This is a genomic window from Litchfieldella qijiaojingensis, from assembly GCF_014651875.1.
GTDB lineage: Bacteria > Pseudomonadota > Gammaproteobacteria > Pseudomonadales > Halomonadaceae > Litchfieldella > Litchfieldella qijiaojingensis.
In genome coordinates this window covers 1-16,317 of the sequence record NZ_BMXS01000022.1, presented here as the reverse complement: position 1 = coordinate 16,317, position 16,317 = coordinate 1, and the positions used below count along the sequence as shown (strand labels likewise).

Sequence of the window (16,317 nt, the reverse complement as noted above, 5' to 3'; positions counted from 1 at the left end):
GATCATAATTGTTTTATATTATTGTTTTTAATTAATTTATTTGGCTGATGTCAGCGTATTCGACAATAGGGTAAGGAAAAATCTTTGCATGTCGTAATACGGTATACCAAACTGCGATGCGAACCCCCGCTTCCTTCGGCAGGTGAGTACGGCACAAACAACTCGACAAGCCTTTGGGTTCGTGCGGCGCCTCCGGTGCCATCGCGACAACGACAAGAGACATCCAGGGAGAGCTCCCCATGCAAGACTCTCGAGAGGCGACTTCAAGGCACAGTGTGTTTGCCGGCGTGGATAGGACCATGGCGATCACATCGATAGCGATGGTGGTCGCTTTCGTCCTCTTCTCCGTACTTCAACCGGTATTGGCCAACAGCATTTACCAGGGTGTGAAGCAATTCATCGAGCAGGAACTCGGTTGGTATTACATTCTCACGGTAAACGTGGTGCTGATCGTCGTGATCGGCATTATCGTCAGCCCCTATGGCAAGTTGCGCCTGGGTCGCGACAGTGAGCGCCCCGAGTTTTCCAACTTCACTTGGTTCGCCATGCTTTTCAGCGCGGCGGTGGGTACCGGCCTACTGTTCTGGAGTATCGCCGAGCCGTTGAGCCACTTGCAGGGCAACCCCTTCATCGCCATGGCCGGCGTGGAACCCCATACCATGGAAGCGGCGCAGACGGCCTTGCGTATCACCATCTTCCACTGGGGCTTGCATGGCTGGGCGATCTATATCCTGGTCGGTACCATCCTGGCCTACTTCGCCTATCGCCGGGGGTTGCCACTGACCATTCGTTCGGCGTTCTACCCCCTGCTTGGTGAACGCATTTACGGACCGATCGGCCATGGCATCGACCTGCTGGCAATCTTTGCCACCTTGTTCGGCACCGCTACCACCCTGGGGCTTGGGGTGTCGCAGATGAATGCCGGCCTCAATAGCCTGTTCGGCATGGAAATCACCAGTGCCAATCAGGTCCTGCTGATACTGGGTGTCACCGTGGTGGCGACTCTCTCGGCGGTGTCCGGGTTGAGGAAGGGCATCCGATTGCTTAGCGAATGGAACATCTATCTCAGTATGATCCTGTTCGCGTTCTTCATATTGGCCGGCCCCACCATCTTCCTGTTGACCATCTTTACCACCAGCGTTGGCGATTATCTGACCAACCTCGTCAGCATGGGCTTCTGGACCAGCCCTGATCCCGAGAGCCAATGGCAGGGCTGGTGGACGCTCTTCTACTGGGGCTGGTGGCTGTCCTGGGGCCCCTACGTGGGGATGTTCATCGCACGCATCTCTCGCGGCCGCACCATTCGAGAAGTGCTGTTTGGCGGAATGCTGGCCGCGACGCTGGGGGCGATGGTGTGGATCGTGATCTTCGGCGGTACCGCCTTGCACCTGCAGCTGTTCGGTGGCGTCGATTTGGCCACAGTGGCGAACGACAACGTGACCAAGGTGCTGTTTCAGACCATCGCCGCCCTGGATGTGCCCTGGGCCACCACGTTCATGATCGCGATGGCGACACTGATGATTATCACTTGGTTCGTAACGTCTGCCGACTCGGGCACCCTCGTCATTTCCACCATCCTGGCCAAAGGCAATCCCCATCCCCCTCAGCTCTACCGTGTGATTTGGGGCTTGGGTCTTGGTGCCACCTCAGCCGTCTTGCTGTTGGCCGGTGGATTGGAAGCCCTGCAAACGGCTGCCATCGCGGCGGCATTACCCTTTTCACTGGCGCTGCTGATCATGTCCTACTGCATGATCAAGGCACTGAGTGAGGAAGGTCGAGACGCCACGATAGCGGCAAGACTGGCTGAAACGTCGTAACGCACTTCATTAGGAGAGTCGAGAGATGCAGTTTTCGCTATTCCTTCACATGGAACGCTACCACGAGCACGAAAGCCATCGACAACTGTTCGAGGAGCTCTGCGAATTGGTGAGGATTGCCGAAGCCGGGGGATTCCGTACCGCCTGGATCGGTGAGCATCACGGCATGCAATTCACCTCGTCGCCGAGTCCGATCGCGCAACTGGCGTACCTGGCGGCCAAAACCGAGCGTATCCGCCTGGGCGCCGGTACCTTCGTTGCCCCTTTCTGGGACCCGATTCGCCTGGCGGGCGAAGCTGCCATGCTCGACCTGATCAGTGATGGTCGCCTCGAATTCGGTATCGCGCGTGGCGCCTACCAATACGAGTTCGACCGCCTCACCAATGGTATGTCGGCGGCGGATGGTGGCCAGTCGCTGCGCGAGATGGTGCCGGCGATTCGAGGGCTGTGGCAGGGAGATTACGCTCACCAAGGCGATGTCTATCGCTTCCCTACCACCACCAGCGTACCCAAGCCGGTGCAGTCACCGTTACCGCCGATATGGATCGCGGCTCGCGATCCCAACTCCCATGATTTCGCGGTGAAGAACGGCTGTAATGTGATGGTCACGGCGCTGATGAAAGGCGATGAGGAAGTGGCCGATCTCGCGCACAAGTTCGATACCGCTTGTACCAATCATCCCCAGGTGACTCGCCCCGAGTTGATGCTGCTGCGTCATACCTATGTGCACGAGGAGGGCGATCCGGAAGGCTGGCGAAAGGGGGCCATGGCGATCAACCGCTTCTATCGTTATTTCCTGGCCTGGTTCAAGAATGACCAGCAGGCGGTCAACGGCTTCTTCGAACCCGTAACGGAAGAGTCGGTGGCCGATAACCCCGAGTTCTCGCTTGATAGCCTGCATCGCAACATGATGATCGGCACGCCTTCTGAGCTGGTCGAGCGACTCAAAGGCTACGAGGCCATGGGCATCACCGAATACAGCTTCTGGACTGACAACACCCTGCCTTTCGAGGACAAGAAGCGCTCGCTCGAGCTGTTCATACGCGAGGTCATGCCGCACTTTCGTTGATGACGATGAGGAGAGCCCCTGGATCCATTCGATGCCTGCCGGTAAACGAAAATGGCAGGGCAACGAAAAGATCCGGGGGTGATCGGCGGGAGGTCATGTCACCGAAACGGTCATGCTGAACCCGAAGGCGGAGCCGCGGACGACCTGGCGTTGCGGCGATGATATTTCCACAGTTGCGACAGCAGCACGATCAGCAGTAGCGCGATAATGCCCTGCGATATCGGGCGGGTGAAGAGGACCGATGCATCGTTCTGGGAGATCAGCATCGCCAGCCGGAAGTTCTGTTCGGCCATCGGGCCCAGCAGCACCCCCAGCACCACCGGCGCCAGCGGGAATTCCAGGCGGTCGAGCAGGTAACCCACCAGGCCGAAGGCCAGCATCACATAGAGGTCGACGACGTTGCCGTTCACGGTATATACCCCGATCGCCATCAGCACCAGGGTGGTGGGCACCAGCAATGCCGTCGGCAGACGCAGTACCTGGGCGAACAGGCGCGTCGCCACCATGCCGCCAAGTACGAACAGCAACATCGCGGTCAGCAGCATCTGCCACATGAAACCGAACACCACGTCGGGCGATTTGGTGAACAACTGCGGTCCGGGCTGGAGACCGTGGATCATCAGTGCACCGAGCACCAGCGCGGCAACCAGGTTGCCGGGGATGCCCAGGGTCAGCGAGGGGATCATCGCCGAGGCGTTGTCCGCACTGTTGCCGGACTCCGCGGCGGCGATGCCGACGGGGTTGCCCTTACCGAAGCTGTCGGGGTCGGGCGCACGGCGCTTGGCTTCGTTATAGCTCAACAAGGCCGCCAGGTTGCCGCCCGCACCAGGCAGAATGCCGACGCATACGCCGATCAGCGACGATCTCGACCAGGTGCGCCAATAGTTGCGTAGCAGGCCCAGGCCGCCAGCGACGGCGCTCACGCGGAAGCTATCGGCATTGAAGTAGGATTCGTTGCGCTTTTCCGCCATCTCCAGGATCGGCGGAATCGCATACAGCCCGATCAATACGATGATCAGATCGAAGCCGCCGACCAGGTACAGGCTGCCGAACGTGTAGCGCTCCTCGCCACTGAGCGTGTCGATGCCGACGAGCCCAACGATCACGCCGAGCAGGGCGCTCAGTATGCCCTTGCTGAGGTCCTTGCCGACCAGCACGGCGATGCTCGTCAGGCCGAACACGGCGACCCAGAAATATTCCGCGGGACCGAAGGCCAGGGTGACCTTGGCCAGCAGCGGCGCCAGGGTCATCAGCGCCAGGGCACTGACGACACCACCCACTGCAGAGGACCAGCAGGCCGTCTTGAGCGCCAGCCCGCCTTGGCCGTTGCGCGTCATGGGATAGCCATCGAAGGTGGTGGCGATGGCGGCCGGTGTACCGGGGATTTTCAGCAGGATGGCGGGGATCGCGCCACCATACATCGAACCGTTATAGATGCCTGCCACCAGACCAAGCGCGATGATCGGGTCGAAGCCATATGTCAGTGGCAGCATCAGGGCGATCGCCATGACCGGATTCAGGCCCGGCAAAGCGCCGATCAGGATCCCGGCCAGGGTGCCGACAACCAAACTCAGCAGAGAGTCGGGCTGGAGCGCAACGGGGAGCGCGTGAAACAGTGATTCGAACATGGCGGGATCCTTCATTCACGATGCCAGGAAGAACTCGACGGGTAGCGGACGCTTGAGTACTACGGCGAACAAGCCGTACAGCAGGGCGATAAAGACCACGGCGACACAGATGACGACTGCCGGCCTGCGTTCTCCCAACAGCAGCGCCATCACGATCACGAACAGTGTGCTGGTGGTGTAGAAGCCAATGATAGGCAGCAGGAAATAGAACAGCACACAGCACGCCAGCGTGACGAAGAATCGGAGAGGGTGGTGGATTAGCGGCATGGAGGTGGACATCGTATTGCCGACCACGCCGCGCACCATCAGCGGCACCGCGAAGACCGACATCAGCACCCCGACCCCGACGGGGATGTAGGCGGTGTCGGCATAGAACCCGGAGCCTATCCAGGCCGTCGTCACGCCGATAGCAAAAAATACGAGGCCCGAGAGTGTGTCGCGATATTTCATAAGCAAGGGGCTTCCTGCAGAGGCGGAAATCGTGGGCCGCTTTCTGGTTCATGCGAAGTGGGGCAGGACCGATGCTACAAGCACCGGTCCCACGGTGGGGCGTCTGAAAATCCTAGTGTTTCTTGAGGCCCAAGTTGTCCAGCACCTCACCTATCGCCTCGCTCTCTTGCCGGAGGCGTTCACGCAAGGCCTCGCCCCGCACCAGGTTCAGCGTTTCTCCCTGGCCGGCCAGGAATTCCTGGAATTCGGGGTATTGCACTGCACGCTCCACGGCATCGGCGATGAACGTCGCTCGCTCTTCATCCAGTCCTTCCGGGGCCAGCATCATGCGCCACAGCACCGTTTCCAGCTCGGGATGGCCGAGTTCTTCCAGCCCCGAGGCTTGCGGCAAGGCTTCGTTGGGTGCCGCCGAGGTCACCAGCAGGCACTTGGCCTGGCCTTCCTCGACATAGGGCAGCACCGGCGTGATGGAGCCACCATAGATGTCGACGTGTCCACCCAGGAAGTTCTGCAGGGTTTCCCCCGCGCCACCGAAGGGGATCGGCCGCGCGTCGATCTCAAAGGCCGCAAAGATCCGTTCAGCCGCCAAGCGCATGGTGCCGCCGACGCCATCGTTGCCATAGGTGTAGTGGCCAGGGTTGGCCTGCAACTCAGCGATGAACTCCTCGCCATTATCGGCAGGGAAGTCTGGAGACACGCACATGGTGTAGGCGCTTTGCGAGGTGCTGATGATCGGAGTCAGCGTGTCGTAGGAGTACTGCACCCGCTGCATGTGCGGCACGGTGGTGATCGGACTGTTCCAGGTCGACAGCAGGGTATAGCCGTCCGGCTTGGTGCGCGCCAACTGGTTGACGCCGATGGCTCCGCCACCGCCCGCTACGTTCAGGACTGCAGCCGATTGGCCCAGTTCCTCTTCCAGATACTGGTTGAGCATGCGCGCGACGGCATCGGTGCCGCCACCGGCCGGAGCCGGCACGATGATCTCGATCGGGCGGTTGGGATAATCGTCGGCCATGGCTGGCGTGGAGGCGGCTGTCGCTGCGGCGAGTGCGCCGATTAGCATGTATTGCTTCATTGTTGTACCTACGTGTGCCGTTGATTGACTGCAGTTCTGATGCTGCGCTGTGGTTGGGGCTCAGGGCCCTAGGCGGACGGTTCGCCGAGCGTGACGCGATACCTGAAGCGCTCCGGGCGCCCGTGCACGCGACGGAACTCGATGACCCGACCGACGGGGTTTCTTGCCATGCGATGGATGACCGCCACCGGAGAGTCGGGAGGCAGCCCCAGGTGCCTGGCACTGGCTGACGTTGCCGTGCCGAACGACAGTTCATCGGTGGCTGAGGTGATCAGGATGCCGAATTCCTGCAGGAAGACCGGGTACAGCAAGGGACCCATGGCCTTGGTGTCCAGTTTTTCCAGGCCGTCGAAGTCCGGCAGCCTCAGGAAGATCTCCTCGAACAGCATTGGCTCGCCCGACCACAGGCGCACCCTTTCCAGATGCAGGCAGCGGGCGCCCGCTGCTTCGCCGAACGCCTCGCGGACATCGGCCGGTGCCTCGATGGCCTGGCATGACAGGATGCGGCTCTCGGGGATGACGGGGCCGTCCATGTCCTCCACGTCATGCACATGGAAGAAGCGGAACAGGTCGGCGCGGAAGGCGGGCTGCTTGACGAAGGTGCCCGTACCGCGACGACGCTCCAGCAGACCTTCCTCGACGAGTTGCTTGAGCGCAATGCGCATGGTGGCGACCGCGACGCCGTACTCCTCGGAGAGACGATTCTCGGAGGGAATCATGTCGCCGGGAGACCATTCACCATTGGCGATACGCGATGCCAACTGATCGCGCAGTCGCGCATACAGCGGCAGTCTCTCGTCGGTGCCGAATCTTGCTGAAGGCGCTTGCATGTGTGGTCCGTTCTCCAACCTTGGTCCTAAAGGACTTGCTGTGGTAACTAAAGACGAGTGTATACTTGCAGTCAACTAGTTCTCTATAGAACTAGACTTATGTCTAACTTGATCAGAGCCATCACTGCAAGCTGACCAGGGTGGGTCACTGCAATGACCACTGTCGGAAAGGGACGAAAAGCAATGCAAGGCTTCGACTGCCACGCTCACGTCTACAGCCAGGTAGAGGAAACGCAAGAGTCGAACTATCGGCCATCGAGATCTGCACCGCTCGAGGAGTGGCAGCGGCATCTGCAACACTGCGGGCTGCGCGGTGGGGTGCTGGTGCAACCCAGCTTCCTGGGCTATGACAACCGCCAACTGCTGGCTACGCTGGCCAAGCTCGGACCGGGGTACAGGGGCGTGGCACAGTTGCCGAACACGACCACCCTGGAAGAGATGCGGAACCACGCTGCTGCCGGCATCGTCGGCGTTCGCTGGAATCTCATCGAGCACCGCTGCGCGTTGCCTGACCTGGATGATCCGTATTGGATCGACTTTCTCGATCGCCTCAAGGTCATGGGCTGGCACCTGGAAGTCCATCTGGAGGGTGAGCGACTTCCCGAGCTGTTTCCGGCATTGCACCGACACGGCGTGACAGTGGTGATCGATCACTTGGGCCTGCCGGCTGATCCCGTGCCACTCGCCCATGAAGGCTTTCGCCAGATTCTCGATGCCGGGCGCGAGGGACGGACCTGGGTCAAGCTATCGGCGCCCTATCGCTCGCCGGTTGCCGACCTGAGGCCCCATGTGCAGGCACTGCTGAACCATCTGGGCAGCGAGCGGCTGGTGTGGGGTAGCGACTGGCCATGGACCCGCCACGAAAACAAGCACAGCTACCGGCAGACCTATGACTGGCTCAGGCATTGGATAACCGATGAGACGGAGTTGTTGACAGTCATTGACTCAGCCCCCCGCCAGCTGTTTCGGCTCCCTTGATCTCGATCATGGTCAGGGACGATTGGCAGGAGGTCGCAGCGGCTGAAGACTAGCATGAAAGGAATAGATGACCACGAGCCGGTGAAGGCCATGGACCGTGAGCCAACCCATGACGCTGGAGTGTCACCACCAGTGCTGGGGATAACGGCGGTGTCGGGCCAGGTTGTTGACGAGTATGGCAACCGACAGCATCAGAATGCAGGCGGTGGCAACCGGCATCAGGGCGTAACTCCAACTCAGGGAGTGCAACTCGCTCGAGCCGATCACGGCGATCAGTGCGGTCGCTCCGCCGGGCGGATGCAGGGTATGGGTGAGTTGCATGACCAGGATGGCCGTCGACACGGCAACGGCCGCCGCCAGCCAGGTATCGCCTAGCCATTGCCAACTGAACACGCCTACCAGCGCCGAAAGCACGTTGCCGCCCAATACGTTGCGAGGCTGGGCCAGTGGGCTTTCTGGCGCAGCATACAGCAGTACCGAAGTCGCGCCGAAGGAGCCGATCATCAGCAGGGCCTGCGACGGCAAGGTGAGCTCGCTCAGCCAGCCGACTCCTGTCATGCCCAGAAAGGCGCCGAACCACGACCACAGGGCATCACGCCAGCATGGGCGTGCCCGCTCGGCGGGCGCCCCCTTCATCTTGTTGAGATACGTTCTGACCATTATCCGCTTGATCGAGTCAAAAGCGGCCTATGTTGCCAAAAATAGCCTGCTAATCAACATGTGATAGCGGAGAGTCGATGCGACATTCCGCCGCGCTGAGATGGGTAGGCATTTCGATGGGTAGTGATAAGATTCATTATTAATACATCTTATAGCCCAAGGATCTCTCATGCTGACGAATGACCAGGAACGACTGATCGATGCTACCGCTCCCGTAGTGGCCGAACATCTCGATGCCATCACCCAGCGCTTCTATCCGCTGATGTTCCAGCGCTATCCCGAAGTCAAGCCGCTGTTCAATGATGCTCACCAGGCCAGTGGCAGCCAGCCTCGCGCCCTGGCCGGAGCGGTACTGGCCTATGTGCAATTGCGCCGCGACCCGCAGCGCGCCAAGCAAGTGCTGGCCACGGCGATCAGTAAGCATGTGTCGCTGAACATCCAGCCCGATCAGTATCCCATCGTCGGCGAGTGTCTGATGGCGGCCATCGGTGAGGTGCTGGGCGAGGCGGTCACCGCCGAGATAGCAGCGGCCTGGGGAGCGCTCTACGAGGAATTGGCGGGGCTGCTGATCGAGCTCGAGGCGCATCGCTACCATGAATCCGCCAATCGCGAAGGCGGTTGGAAAGGGCCACGGACATTCCGCATCGCCAAGGCTCGCCAGGAAAGCGCCGTGATCCGCTCCTTCATACTGGAACCCGTGGATGGTGGGCCCGTGGCCGATTTCGAACCCGGCCAGTACATCGGCGTACGACTGATCATCGACGGCGAGCCGGTCTATCGTCATTACAGCCTCTCGGCCCTGCCCAATGGCCGCAGCTACCGTATATCGATCAAGCGCGAAGCGGACGGCCGTGCCAGTCGCCACTTTCACGACAGCCTGGCGGAGGGTGACACCATCGAGCTGCTGCCACCGGCGGGCGACCTGACCCTGGCCGACGGCGACGAGCCGCTGATGCTGCTCAGCGGCGGTGTCGGCCAGACGCCCATGCTGCCACTGGCCAGCCGGGCGTTGGCACAGGGTCGGCGAGTGGTCTATCTGCACGCGGCGCAGAATGTCGAGCACCACGCCTTCGGCGACGAGGTGGCGGCGCTGGCAGCCGAGCACCCCGAACGTCTGCAGATCGTGACCCTCTACGAATCGGCCAGTGAGGGCGGCGAAGTCGACCACATCGGTCGCATCGACCGCGACCTGCTTGCGCGCTATCTGCCCGAGGGCCAGCCACGCTGCTACTTCGTGGGGCCGCAAGGCTTCATGAACGCTGTCGATCGAGCCCTGGCCGCGCTGGGCGTGTCCGACGAGCGCCGCCACTACGAGCACTTCGGTCCATCGCGTCCGCTCTGAACCGTGTGAGTTATGGAATTACCGTGGGTGGCATTGGCACTATGATGCTGGCGATGATGGCCCGAGTTTCGCTGGGGCATACCGGTCGGCCAATCGAGACTTTGCCGGGCATCGCGCTGCTGATGCGAGAGTTACGCTGAGGAGCAAGGCATGGCCTACTATTTCCTGATCAAGCATCTGCATATGACCGCCGCCGGTCTGAGCCTGGCGCTGTTCATGTTGCGTGCCTGGTGGTCGGTGCGCGAATCGCCGCAATTGCAACGGGTGTGGGTGCGGGTAGTGCCGCATATCATCGATACCGCGCTGCTGGTGCTCGGTGTGTGGCTGATGGTGATGCTGCGCTTCTGGCCGCATCAGCACCCTTGGCTGGCCGCCAAGCTGATCGGGCTGGTGGTCTACATCGTGGTGGGGACCGTAGCCATCAAGCGCGGCCGTACTCCCATGCAGCGGGGAGTGGCGGCCATCGCCGCCGTGCTGGTGTTTGTGTATATCGTCAGTGTGGCCGAGCTCAAGCAGGTGGCGATGCTGTCGATCCCCACCGCCGGTTTCCCGACCGCCGTGGCGGCGTTGACCTGGATCGAGGACATCACAGGGGGCTGAATCGCTTGCGGGACACGGAGGGGATGCCCGGGAGGTCCTTGCGTTGCGTGAAGCCGACGCGGTGTGAAGCCGACGCGGTGGCATGTCGACCTCAAGGGCTCTCGTCAGGGGGAACGAAGGCATCGAGATGAAAGGCCGCTGCCTCGTTCACCTCCGCCACGCCGACGATCCCGGGTTCGGGAGGCTCGGCGCCGGCCAGCACCTCGAGCACGCTTCTCACGCCCTGCGACAGGGACGTCAGGTTGTAGCCGCCTTCGAGCACGAAGGCCAGCCGGCCGTGGCAATGCCGTCTGGCCAACCCCTGGAGAATACCGGTCAGGGCCCCGAATCCTTCATAAGACACGTTCAGTGCCAGGTCATTCCAGTGGGGATCGAAGCCAGTGGAGACCAGGATCAGGTCGGGCTGGAACCACTCGGCCGCCGGCACCAGGATGTCCCGGAAGGCCTTGAGGTAGGCGGTATCACCCGCTCCGGCGGGCACCGGCACATTGACGGTGGTGCCTTCTCCCAGCCCGGCGCCGATGTCTTCCAGGCGGCCCGACCCGGGAAAGAATGGCGCGGCTCGGTGGATGTCGAAGAACAGCACGTCGGGATCGGCCCAGAAGATCTCCTGGGTACCATTGCCGTGATGGGCATCCCAATCGACGATCAGCACTCGCGAGCATCCCAGCGCGGCCCTGGCATGTGCCGCAGCCACGGCGACGTTGTTGAACAGGCAGAAGCCGCGCGCCCTGACCGGCTCGGCGTGGTGGCCGGGGGGGCGTATCGCGGCGAAGGCGCTCTCCGCACGGCCCGAGACGACGGCTTCGACGGCGGCGATGGCCGTGCCGGCGGCGACCTCCGCCGCTTCGACACTGCCCGGCGAAACGGCCGTCGTGTCCACGTCCAGCCAGGCGCTCTCGCCCCGCAAGCGGTAGATCGCCTCCAGATAGGCGGTGGTATGCACGCGGCTGAGTTGTTCTCGGGTGGCCGCCGTCCCGGTTTCGACGCGCACGCCCGGCACCGGGTCGCGCTCGAGTAACTCCATGATGGCGGTGAGGCGGCCGGGATGCTCGGGATACTTCCACGCCACCTCCAGTCCCGAGAGGATTTCCCGGAGCCGTTTGTCCATGCGCCGCGACAGGAAGGGGGCCTGGGCATCCGGCTGATGGGCCAGCATCCTGTCATCATGGAAGAGCAGCACGCTGTTCCGCTTGGTCAGGATCCCATCCTCGAGCGACTGTCCATCACGCATCATGCATCCTCTCCATGCTTGGCCCAGCAGGCGCGATACCTTTAGCAGTTTAGCAGCGAGACCACGGCTGCGGAGCAGGATATCAGGACGCGATCATGGCGGCTCTCGGGGCGTTCATGCCACGCGCAACGCTGACGGCGGGTTGGTGATAGCGGTAGCGGGTCAGCACCGAGTACTGCTTGAAACGAGAGGATGCCATGTTCAGTCGCTCCTTGCCGTCATCACGGATTCTTCACGTAGGCGCTCTTGCGCAGGTAGAACCACCAGTTGACGATCAGGCAGATCGCGTAGAACGCCGCGAAGCCGTACATGGCGAGTTCCGGGGTGCCGGCCTGGATCTGTTCGCCCATCACCCGCGGGGCGATGAAGGCGCCATAGGCGGCGACGGCGGAGGTCCAGCCCAGCACCGGCCCTTTACGCTGCTGGTCGAAGATCACGCCGATGCTGCGGAAGGTGGAGCCGTTACCGATGCCGCTGGCGGCGAACAGCACGATGAACAGGCCAAGGAATGTCCAGAAATAGGCATTCGGATCGCTGGAGTTGTAGGCCAGCATCATCACGTATCCGGTGGCGATGGAGGCCGCGACCATGATCGCCGAGATGATCTGGGTGACGATCGAGCCGCCGATCTTGTCGGAGATCCAGCCGCCGACCGGCCGGATTGCCGCGCCCACGAACGGTCCCATCCATGCCCAGGTCATGGCACTGGGGGCATTGGGGTTGGCCACCCGCTCCAGGCTGCCGTCGGCGGCCCGCTCCATCATCGAGCCGAAGATCACCTCGATGGAGAGCGGCAGGGCCGCCGAGAAGCCGATGAACGAACCGAAGGTGGCGATGTAGAGCACCGTCATCGACCAGGTGTGCTTGTCGCTGAAAATGGTGAACTGCTTCTGGATATTGGGCTTGATCTCGCCCGGAATCAGCCGCATCAGGCCCAGGGTCAGCACGATGGTCAGCGGCAGGGCCAACCACATGTTGAGCAGACCCAAGCCCACCGGCGGGGGCAGCATCAGGTAGATGCCAATGGCCGAGGTGACCAGGCCCAGATTGTAGAGTCCGAGGATCTTGCCGAAGGCCGCCAGCGGCGAGCCGGGGTTAGGCGTGATGGTGCGCAGGTTGTTCATGCCGAACCAGGCCGCGATGCACAGTGGCACCAGCACTACCACGCCGAGCAGGGCCGGGTTGTGCAGCCAGGTTGGGGTGCCCTCAGGAATGCGACCGATCAGGGTGCCGCTGGCGCGTACCAGCTCCATGGGCTCGCCAGAGAATACGCCGAACACGGCGGCGGTCATCGACAGCGGAATCAGGATCTGCATACCGGTGACGCCGAGGTTACCCAGGCCGGCGTTCATACCCAGTGCGTAGCCTTGCTGCTTCTTGGGGAAGAAGGTGCTGATGTTGCTCATCGAGCAGGCGAAGTTGCCGCCACCGACACCGGAGACCAGCGCCAGGAGCTGGAAGACCCAGAGTGGTGTGTCTTGACTCTGCAGGGCGAAATAGGCACCCAGACAGGGAATGATCATCAGCGCGGTGGTCAGGAAGATGGTATTGCGCCCACCGGCGATGCGGATCATGAACGATGCCGGAATGCGCAGGGTGGCGCCGGCAAGGCCGGCGATGCCAACCAGGGTGAAGAGTTCCGCCTCGGAAAAGGGGAAGCCGAGGTTGTTCATCTGCACCGTCAGCATGCCCCACATCTGCCAGTAGCCGAATGCCACCAGCAGGCAGGGAATCGAGATCCACAAGTTGCGGTTGGCGATGCGCTTGCCCTGGCGTTCCCAGAAGCTTTCGTCCTCGACGTCCCACTCATGCAGGTCGCCGTTGAGTCTAGGCTTGGCCAAGGCCTGTAAGTCGACATTGGTATTGGACATATCCGTCCCCTCGTTTTCGCGAATCCTCATCGCCAGCCGTAAATTTCACCGGCGATGGATATCTCTGATGAGAAGAAAGATATGTCGTGAGGCAGAGCGAATAAACGTGGCGAAAATCGCCCAAAACGGTGGGAATACCACTTTCGAGATACAAGAGGTATGGCAATAACAAATTGATTTGAAACAAGTCTGTTTGGCAGATCAAGACGGGAAAGCGATATGTCGATGCCAGGACTTTTTTGGAGGTATCCATAAAAAGTCCCGGCAGTGTCGGTGGGGATATGTCGGCTTGCTGAGCCGGAATGGACTCCCAGTTGCGCAATCTGGATAAGCTTTCTTTAAAGTTTCTCTCCCTGCTGCCGTTACTGCCCTCAAGAAGCAAGTGCGTAGCAGGGAATGCATCGTGGAAAAACGTCGAATAGGGAGCTGTCTTGGGACGCTGGCGCTGTGCCTGTGGAGCGCCATGGCCGTCGCGGCCGACTTGCCTCCCGACGTGAACGCGGGATCCGCCGACCAGAACTTCATTCGCGGCGACCAACAGCGCCTGCTGGACGAACAGCAGCGCAAGCTGCAGCAAGTGCAACGCCTGCCGGGGGAGCGCGAAGCTTCCCCCGCGCCGCCCGCCCCCTCCCAAGCCCAGTGTTTTGCGATCGATACCATCGAGCTGGAAGGCGTCGCCCTGTTCAGTGACAGTCGCCAACACGAGTTGAGTGACCCCTTCGCCGGGCGCTGCCTGACGGTGGACGAGCTCAACGAACTGCTGCGCAATATCACCCAGGCCTACACCGAGCGCGGTTTCGTCACCTCGCGTGCCTATCTGCCGCAGCAGGATCTGTCCCAACGGCACTTGCAGGTGGTGGTCGTCGAGGGGCATATCGAGGCGCTGGAAAGTACCGGGAACGCCCCGAGACCTCGCGAATTGGCCATGGCCTCGCCGGCCGAAGCGGGCGATCCCCTCAACCTTCGCGATCTCGAACAACTGATCGACCAGTTGAATCGCCTACCGTCGCGTCAGTCCACCATGGAACTGGTGCCGGGCGAGACGGTGGGCGGCAGCCGGGTCCAGGTCACCAGCGAGGAAGGAAGGCCGGTCAGGGTCTCGCTGGGACGCAACAACGACGGCAGTGCCGGGACCGGCGAACAGCAGTGGAGCGCGAGCGTCGAGTGGGATAGCCCGCTGGGACTCGCCGACCAGTTCGTCGCCCAGTGGGGACACGACGTCACGGGCCAGTCCGATATCGGCTCGAGTAGCCGTTATTTCGGTTACAGCCTGCCCTTTGGCGATTGGACATTCTCCTACAGCTATACCCATAGCGATTATCACACCGTTGCCGAAGCCAACGGTTTCATCTTCACCCTGGAAGGCAAGAGCGAGCGGCATCGACTGCAAGCCGAGCGGCTGTTGTGGCGCGATAGCGTCAGCAAGACGGCCGCGAGTGTCGGCCTCAGTCGTCTGTCGACACGCAACTACATCGATGGCGCGCGCATTGAGGTGAGCAGCCAGCGCCTGAGCGAGCTGAGCCTCGGCCTCAATCACGGGCGCCGTATCGGCAAGGCGCTGCTCAATGCCGACCTCGGCTGGCACAAGGGCCTGACCATCCTGGGTGCCCAGGGCGATAGCGCCGATATCCCCGGCACGCCGAGGGCGCAGTTCGAAAAGACCACCCTGACCCTGAACTATCTCCAGCCCTTTTCCCTGTTCCAGCAGTCGCTGAGTTTCTCGAGCCTGATTCATGGCCAGTGGAGCGATGACGTCCTTTACAGCCCCCAGCGCCTGAGTCTCGGCGGCCAGAGTTCGGTGCGTGGCTTCAAGGAGCAGTCCCTGAGCGGCGACAGCGGCGGGTACTGGCGCAACCAGGTCACCTGGCAACACCCGCTCGATGCCGCCCGTCCCCTCTTCGATAGCGTCGAGGCCTCGCTGGCCTACGACGTGGGCGTGATCCATCACGGTCGCCACAACCCCGAACTCCACGGTCGCCTGAGTGGCTATGCCCTGGGCCTCGGCCTGCGCGGTAAGCACCTCGCCGCCAATGTCAGTGTCGCCCACTCGCTCGAACGCCCCGACGTGCTGCCACGGCGGGAAACGCCGGTGGTCTTCAGCGTCACGGCGTTCCTGTAGGCGACAGGCAACCTGGGTGGGGTCGTGAATGACCATGGAAGACTGAGCGCAACGAACAACGAACAACCGAAAAACAGTGATGCAGGGACGCAGCCACCATGAACATCCGTAGCCCATTGGGCCGCTACGTTGCCATCCTCCTCATCAACGCCCTGTTCTGGCATCCGGTCATCGTGCTGNCAACGCCACGCGCAAGCTGCAGGCCACCCAGCTCGGCGGGCTGATCGTCGGCAACCCCAACCTGCGCGACCACGCCGCCCGGCTGATCGTCAACGAGGTCAATGGCGGCCGGCCCAGCCGCCTGGCCGGCTACACCGAAGTGGCCGGCAGCGCCGCCAACGTGGTGGTGGCCAACCCCTACGGCATCACCTGCGACGGCTGCGGCTTCCTCAACAGCCCGCGGGTGACGCTCTCCACCGGCCAGCCGGTCATCGAAAACGGCGATCTCGAGCGCTTCGCCGTCGACCAGGGCCAGGTCACGATCGAAGGCCTGGGGCTCGACGCCACCCAGGTCGATCAGTTCGACATCATCACCCGTGCCGCCGAGGTCAACGCCGCGATCCACGCCAAGCGCCTCAACGTCATCACCGGCGCCAACGACGTCGACGCCGACAGCCTCGCGACCAGCGCGCGCCCCGGCACCG

The 16,317-nt window shown here is 61.9% G+C and carries 14 protein-coding genes and 1 pseudogene; 8 read left to right on the top strand and 7 right to left on the bottom strand.

The window, feature by feature from the left end:
* Nucleotides 1-299 precede the first annotated feature (299 nt).
* Together IE093_RS17445 and IE093_RS17440 are read left to right on the top strand one after the other, a co-directional pair.
* Nucleotides 300-1,817, top strand: coding sequence for a BCCT family transporter (locus IE093_RS17445; RefSeq protein WP_229803696.1), 1,518 nt, complete (start codon nucleotides 300-302; stop codon nucleotides 1,815-1,817).
* Nucleotides 1,818-1,842: 25 nt separating this feature from the next.
* Nucleotides 1,843-2,886 (top strand): LLM class flavin-dependent oxidoreductase, encoded by a 1,044-nt coding sequence (locus tag IE093_RS17440; protein WP_189471427.1) that lies wholly within the window; start codon nucleotides 1,843-1,845, stop codon nucleotides 2,884-2,886.
* Between the two features lie 110 nt (nucleotides 2,887-2,996).
* On the opposite strand, the gene IE093_RS17435 is transcribed toward IE093_RS17440, so the two are convergent.
* The 4 genes from IE093_RS17435 to IE093_RS17420 all read right to left on the bottom strand — a co-directional run bounded on the left by IE093_RS17435 (nucleotide 2,997) and on the right by IE093_RS17420 (nucleotide 6,869).
* The gene (locus IE093_RS17435) at nucleotides 2,997-4,514 is read right to left on the bottom strand and encodes a tripartite tricarboxylate transporter permease (RefSeq protein ID WP_189471425.1); all 1,518 of its coding nucleotides are present in this window, start codon (nucleotides 4,512-4,514) and stop codon (nucleotides 2,997-2,999) included.
* A gap of 15 nt (nucleotides 4,515-4,529) precedes the next feature.
* On the bottom strand, nucleotides 4,530-4,964 hold the full coding sequence (locus IE093_RS17430) for a tripartite tricarboxylate transporter TctB family protein (RefSeq protein ID WP_189471422.1): 435 nt from the start codon (nucleotides 4,962-4,964) through the stop codon (nucleotides 4,530-4,532).
* Between the two features lie 112 nt (nucleotides 4,965-5,076).
* The gene (locus tag IE093_RS17425) at nucleotides 5,077-6,039 is read right to left on the bottom strand and encodes a Bug family tripartite tricarboxylate transporter substrate binding protein (RefSeq protein WP_189471420.1); all 963 of its coding nucleotides are present in this window, start codon (nucleotides 6,037-6,039) and stop codon (nucleotides 5,077-5,079) included.
* A gap of 68 nt (nucleotides 6,040-6,107) precedes the next feature.
* The gene (locus IE093_RS17420; RefSeq protein ID WP_189471418.1) at nucleotides 6,108-6,869 is read right to left on the bottom strand and encodes a GntR family transcriptional regulator; all 762 of its coding nucleotides are present in this window, start codon (nucleotides 6,867-6,869) and stop codon (nucleotides 6,108-6,110) included.
* Nucleotides 6,870-7,052: 183 nt separating this feature from the next.
* Here IE093_RS17420 and IE093_RS17415 point away from each other — a divergent pair, with 183 nt between their 5' ends.
* Nucleotides 7,053-7,847 carry an amidohydrolase family protein gene (locus IE093_RS17415; protein WP_189471416.1) on the top strand — a complete coding sequence of 265 codons (795 nt, stop codon included), beginning with the start codon at nucleotides 7,053-7,055 and terminating at the stop codon, nucleotides 7,845-7,847.
* 123 nt (nucleotides 7,848-7,970) lie between these two features.
* Here IE093_RS17415 and IE093_RS17410 read toward each other — a convergent pair whose 3' ends face one another.
* Nucleotides 7,971-8,507, bottom strand: a complete 537-nt coding sequence (locus IE093_RS17410; protein WP_189471414.1) for an HPP family protein — start codon at nucleotides 8,505-8,507, stop codon at nucleotides 7,971-7,973.
* 169 nt (nucleotides 8,508-8,676) lie between these two features.
* Here IE093_RS17410 and hmpA point away from each other — a divergent pair, with 169 nt between their 5' ends.
* The 3 genes and pseudogenes from hmpA to IE093_RS17395 all read left to right on the top strand — a co-directional run bounded on the left by hmpA (nucleotide 8,677) and on the right by IE093_RS17395 (nucleotide 10,449).
* A complete protein-coding gene (gene hmpA, locus IE093_RS17405) occupies nucleotides 8,677-9,849 on the top strand; it encodes an NO-inducible flavohemoprotein (protein ID WP_189471412.1) in 1,173 nt (390 codons plus the stop codon).
* 11 nt (nucleotides 9,850-9,860) lie between these two features.
* Nucleotides 9,861-9,974, top strand: a pseudogene (locus IE093_RS17400) (NnrS family protein); the annotation flags it as partial.
* 25 nt (nucleotides 9,975-9,999) lie between these two features.
* Nucleotides 10,000-10,449 (top strand): SirB2 family protein, encoded by a 450-nt coding sequence (locus IE093_RS17395; RefSeq protein WP_189471411.1) that lies wholly within the window; start codon nucleotides 10,000-10,002, stop codon nucleotides 10,447-10,449.
* A gap of 91 nt (nucleotides 10,450-10,540) precedes the next feature.
* Here IE093_RS17395 and IE093_RS17390 read toward each other — a convergent pair whose 3' ends face one another.
* Entirely contained in the window at nucleotides 10,541-11,686 is a 1,146-nt protein-coding gene (locus IE093_RS17390; protein WP_229803694.1) for a histone deacetylase family protein, read from the bottom strand.
* A gap of 218 nt (nucleotides 11,687-11,904) precedes the next feature.
* Entirely contained in the window at nucleotides 11,905-13,554 is a 1,650-nt protein-coding gene (locus IE093_RS17385; RefSeq protein WP_189471409.1) for an MFS transporter, read from the bottom strand.
* Between the two features lie 403 nt (nucleotides 13,555-13,957).
* Here IE093_RS17385 and IE093_RS17380 point away from each other — a divergent pair, with 403 nt between their 5' ends.
* Both IE093_RS17380 and IE093_RS22800 read left to right on the top strand, forming a co-directional pair.
* Complete coding sequence (locus tag IE093_RS17380; RefSeq protein ID WP_229803692.1) at nucleotides 13,958-15,673, top strand: ShlB/FhaC/HecB family hemolysin secretion/activation protein; 1,716 nt, start codon at nucleotides 13,958-13,960, stop codon at nucleotides 15,671-15,673.
* 115 nt (nucleotides 15,674-15,788) lie between these two features.
* Nucleotides 15,789-16,317: filamentous hemagglutinin N-terminal domain-containing protein (locus tag IE093_RS22800; RefSeq protein ID WP_189471528.1), on the top strand; the 529-nt coding region annotated here is incomplete at its 3' end.

What these genes read in the sequence shown, in the direction of transcription:
- IE093_RS17415 (WP_189471416.1), top strand. Translation starts at nt 7,053, where the DNA reads ATGCAAGGCTTCGACTGCCACGCTCACGTCTACAGCCAGGTAGAGGAA.
- IE093_RS17435 (WP_189471425.1), bottom strand. Translation starts at nt 4,514, where the DNA reads ATGTTCGAATCACTGTTTCACGCGCTCCCCGTTGCGCTCCAGCCCGAC.
- hmpA (WP_189471412.1), top strand. Translation starts at nt 8,677, where the DNA reads ATGCTGACGAATGACCAGGAACGACTGATCGATGCTACCGCTCCCGTA.
- IE093_RS17385 (WP_189471409.1), bottom strand. Translation starts at nt 13,554, where the DNA reads ATGTCCAATACCAATGTCGACTTACAGGCCTTGGCCAAGCCTAGACTC.
- IE093_RS17430 (WP_189471422.1), bottom strand. Translation starts at nt 4,964, where the DNA reads ATGAAATATCGCGACACACTCTCGGGCCTCGTATTTTTTGCTATCGGC.
- IE093_RS17410 (WP_189471414.1), bottom strand. Translation starts at nt 8,507, where the DNA reads ATGGTCAGAACGTATCTCAACAAGATGAAGGGGGCGCCCGCCGAGCGG.
- IE093_RS17445 (WP_229803696.1), top strand. Translation starts at nt 300, where the DNA reads ATGGCGATCACATCGATAGCGATGGTGGTCGCTTTCGTCCTCTTCTCC.
- IE093_RS17425 (WP_189471420.1), bottom strand. Translation starts at nt 6,039, where the DNA reads ATGAAGCAATACATGCTAATCGGCGCACTCGCCGCAGCGACAGCCGCC.
- IE093_RS17395 (WP_189471411.1), top strand. Translation starts at nt 10,000, where the DNA reads ATGGCCTACTATTTCCTGATCAAGCATCTGCATATGACCGCCGCCGGT.
- IE093_RS17440 (WP_189471427.1), top strand. Translation starts at nt 1,843, where the DNA reads ATGCAGTTTTCGCTATTCCTTCACATGGAACGCTACCACGAGCACGAA.
- IE093_RS17420 (WP_189471418.1), bottom strand. Translation starts at nt 6,869, where the DNA reads ATGCAAGCGCCTTCAGCAAGATTCGGCACCGACGAGAGACTGCCGCTG.
- IE093_RS17390 (WP_229803694.1), bottom strand. Translation starts at nt 11,686, where the DNA reads ATGATGCGTGATGGACAGTCGCTCGAGGATGGGATCCTGACCAAGCGG.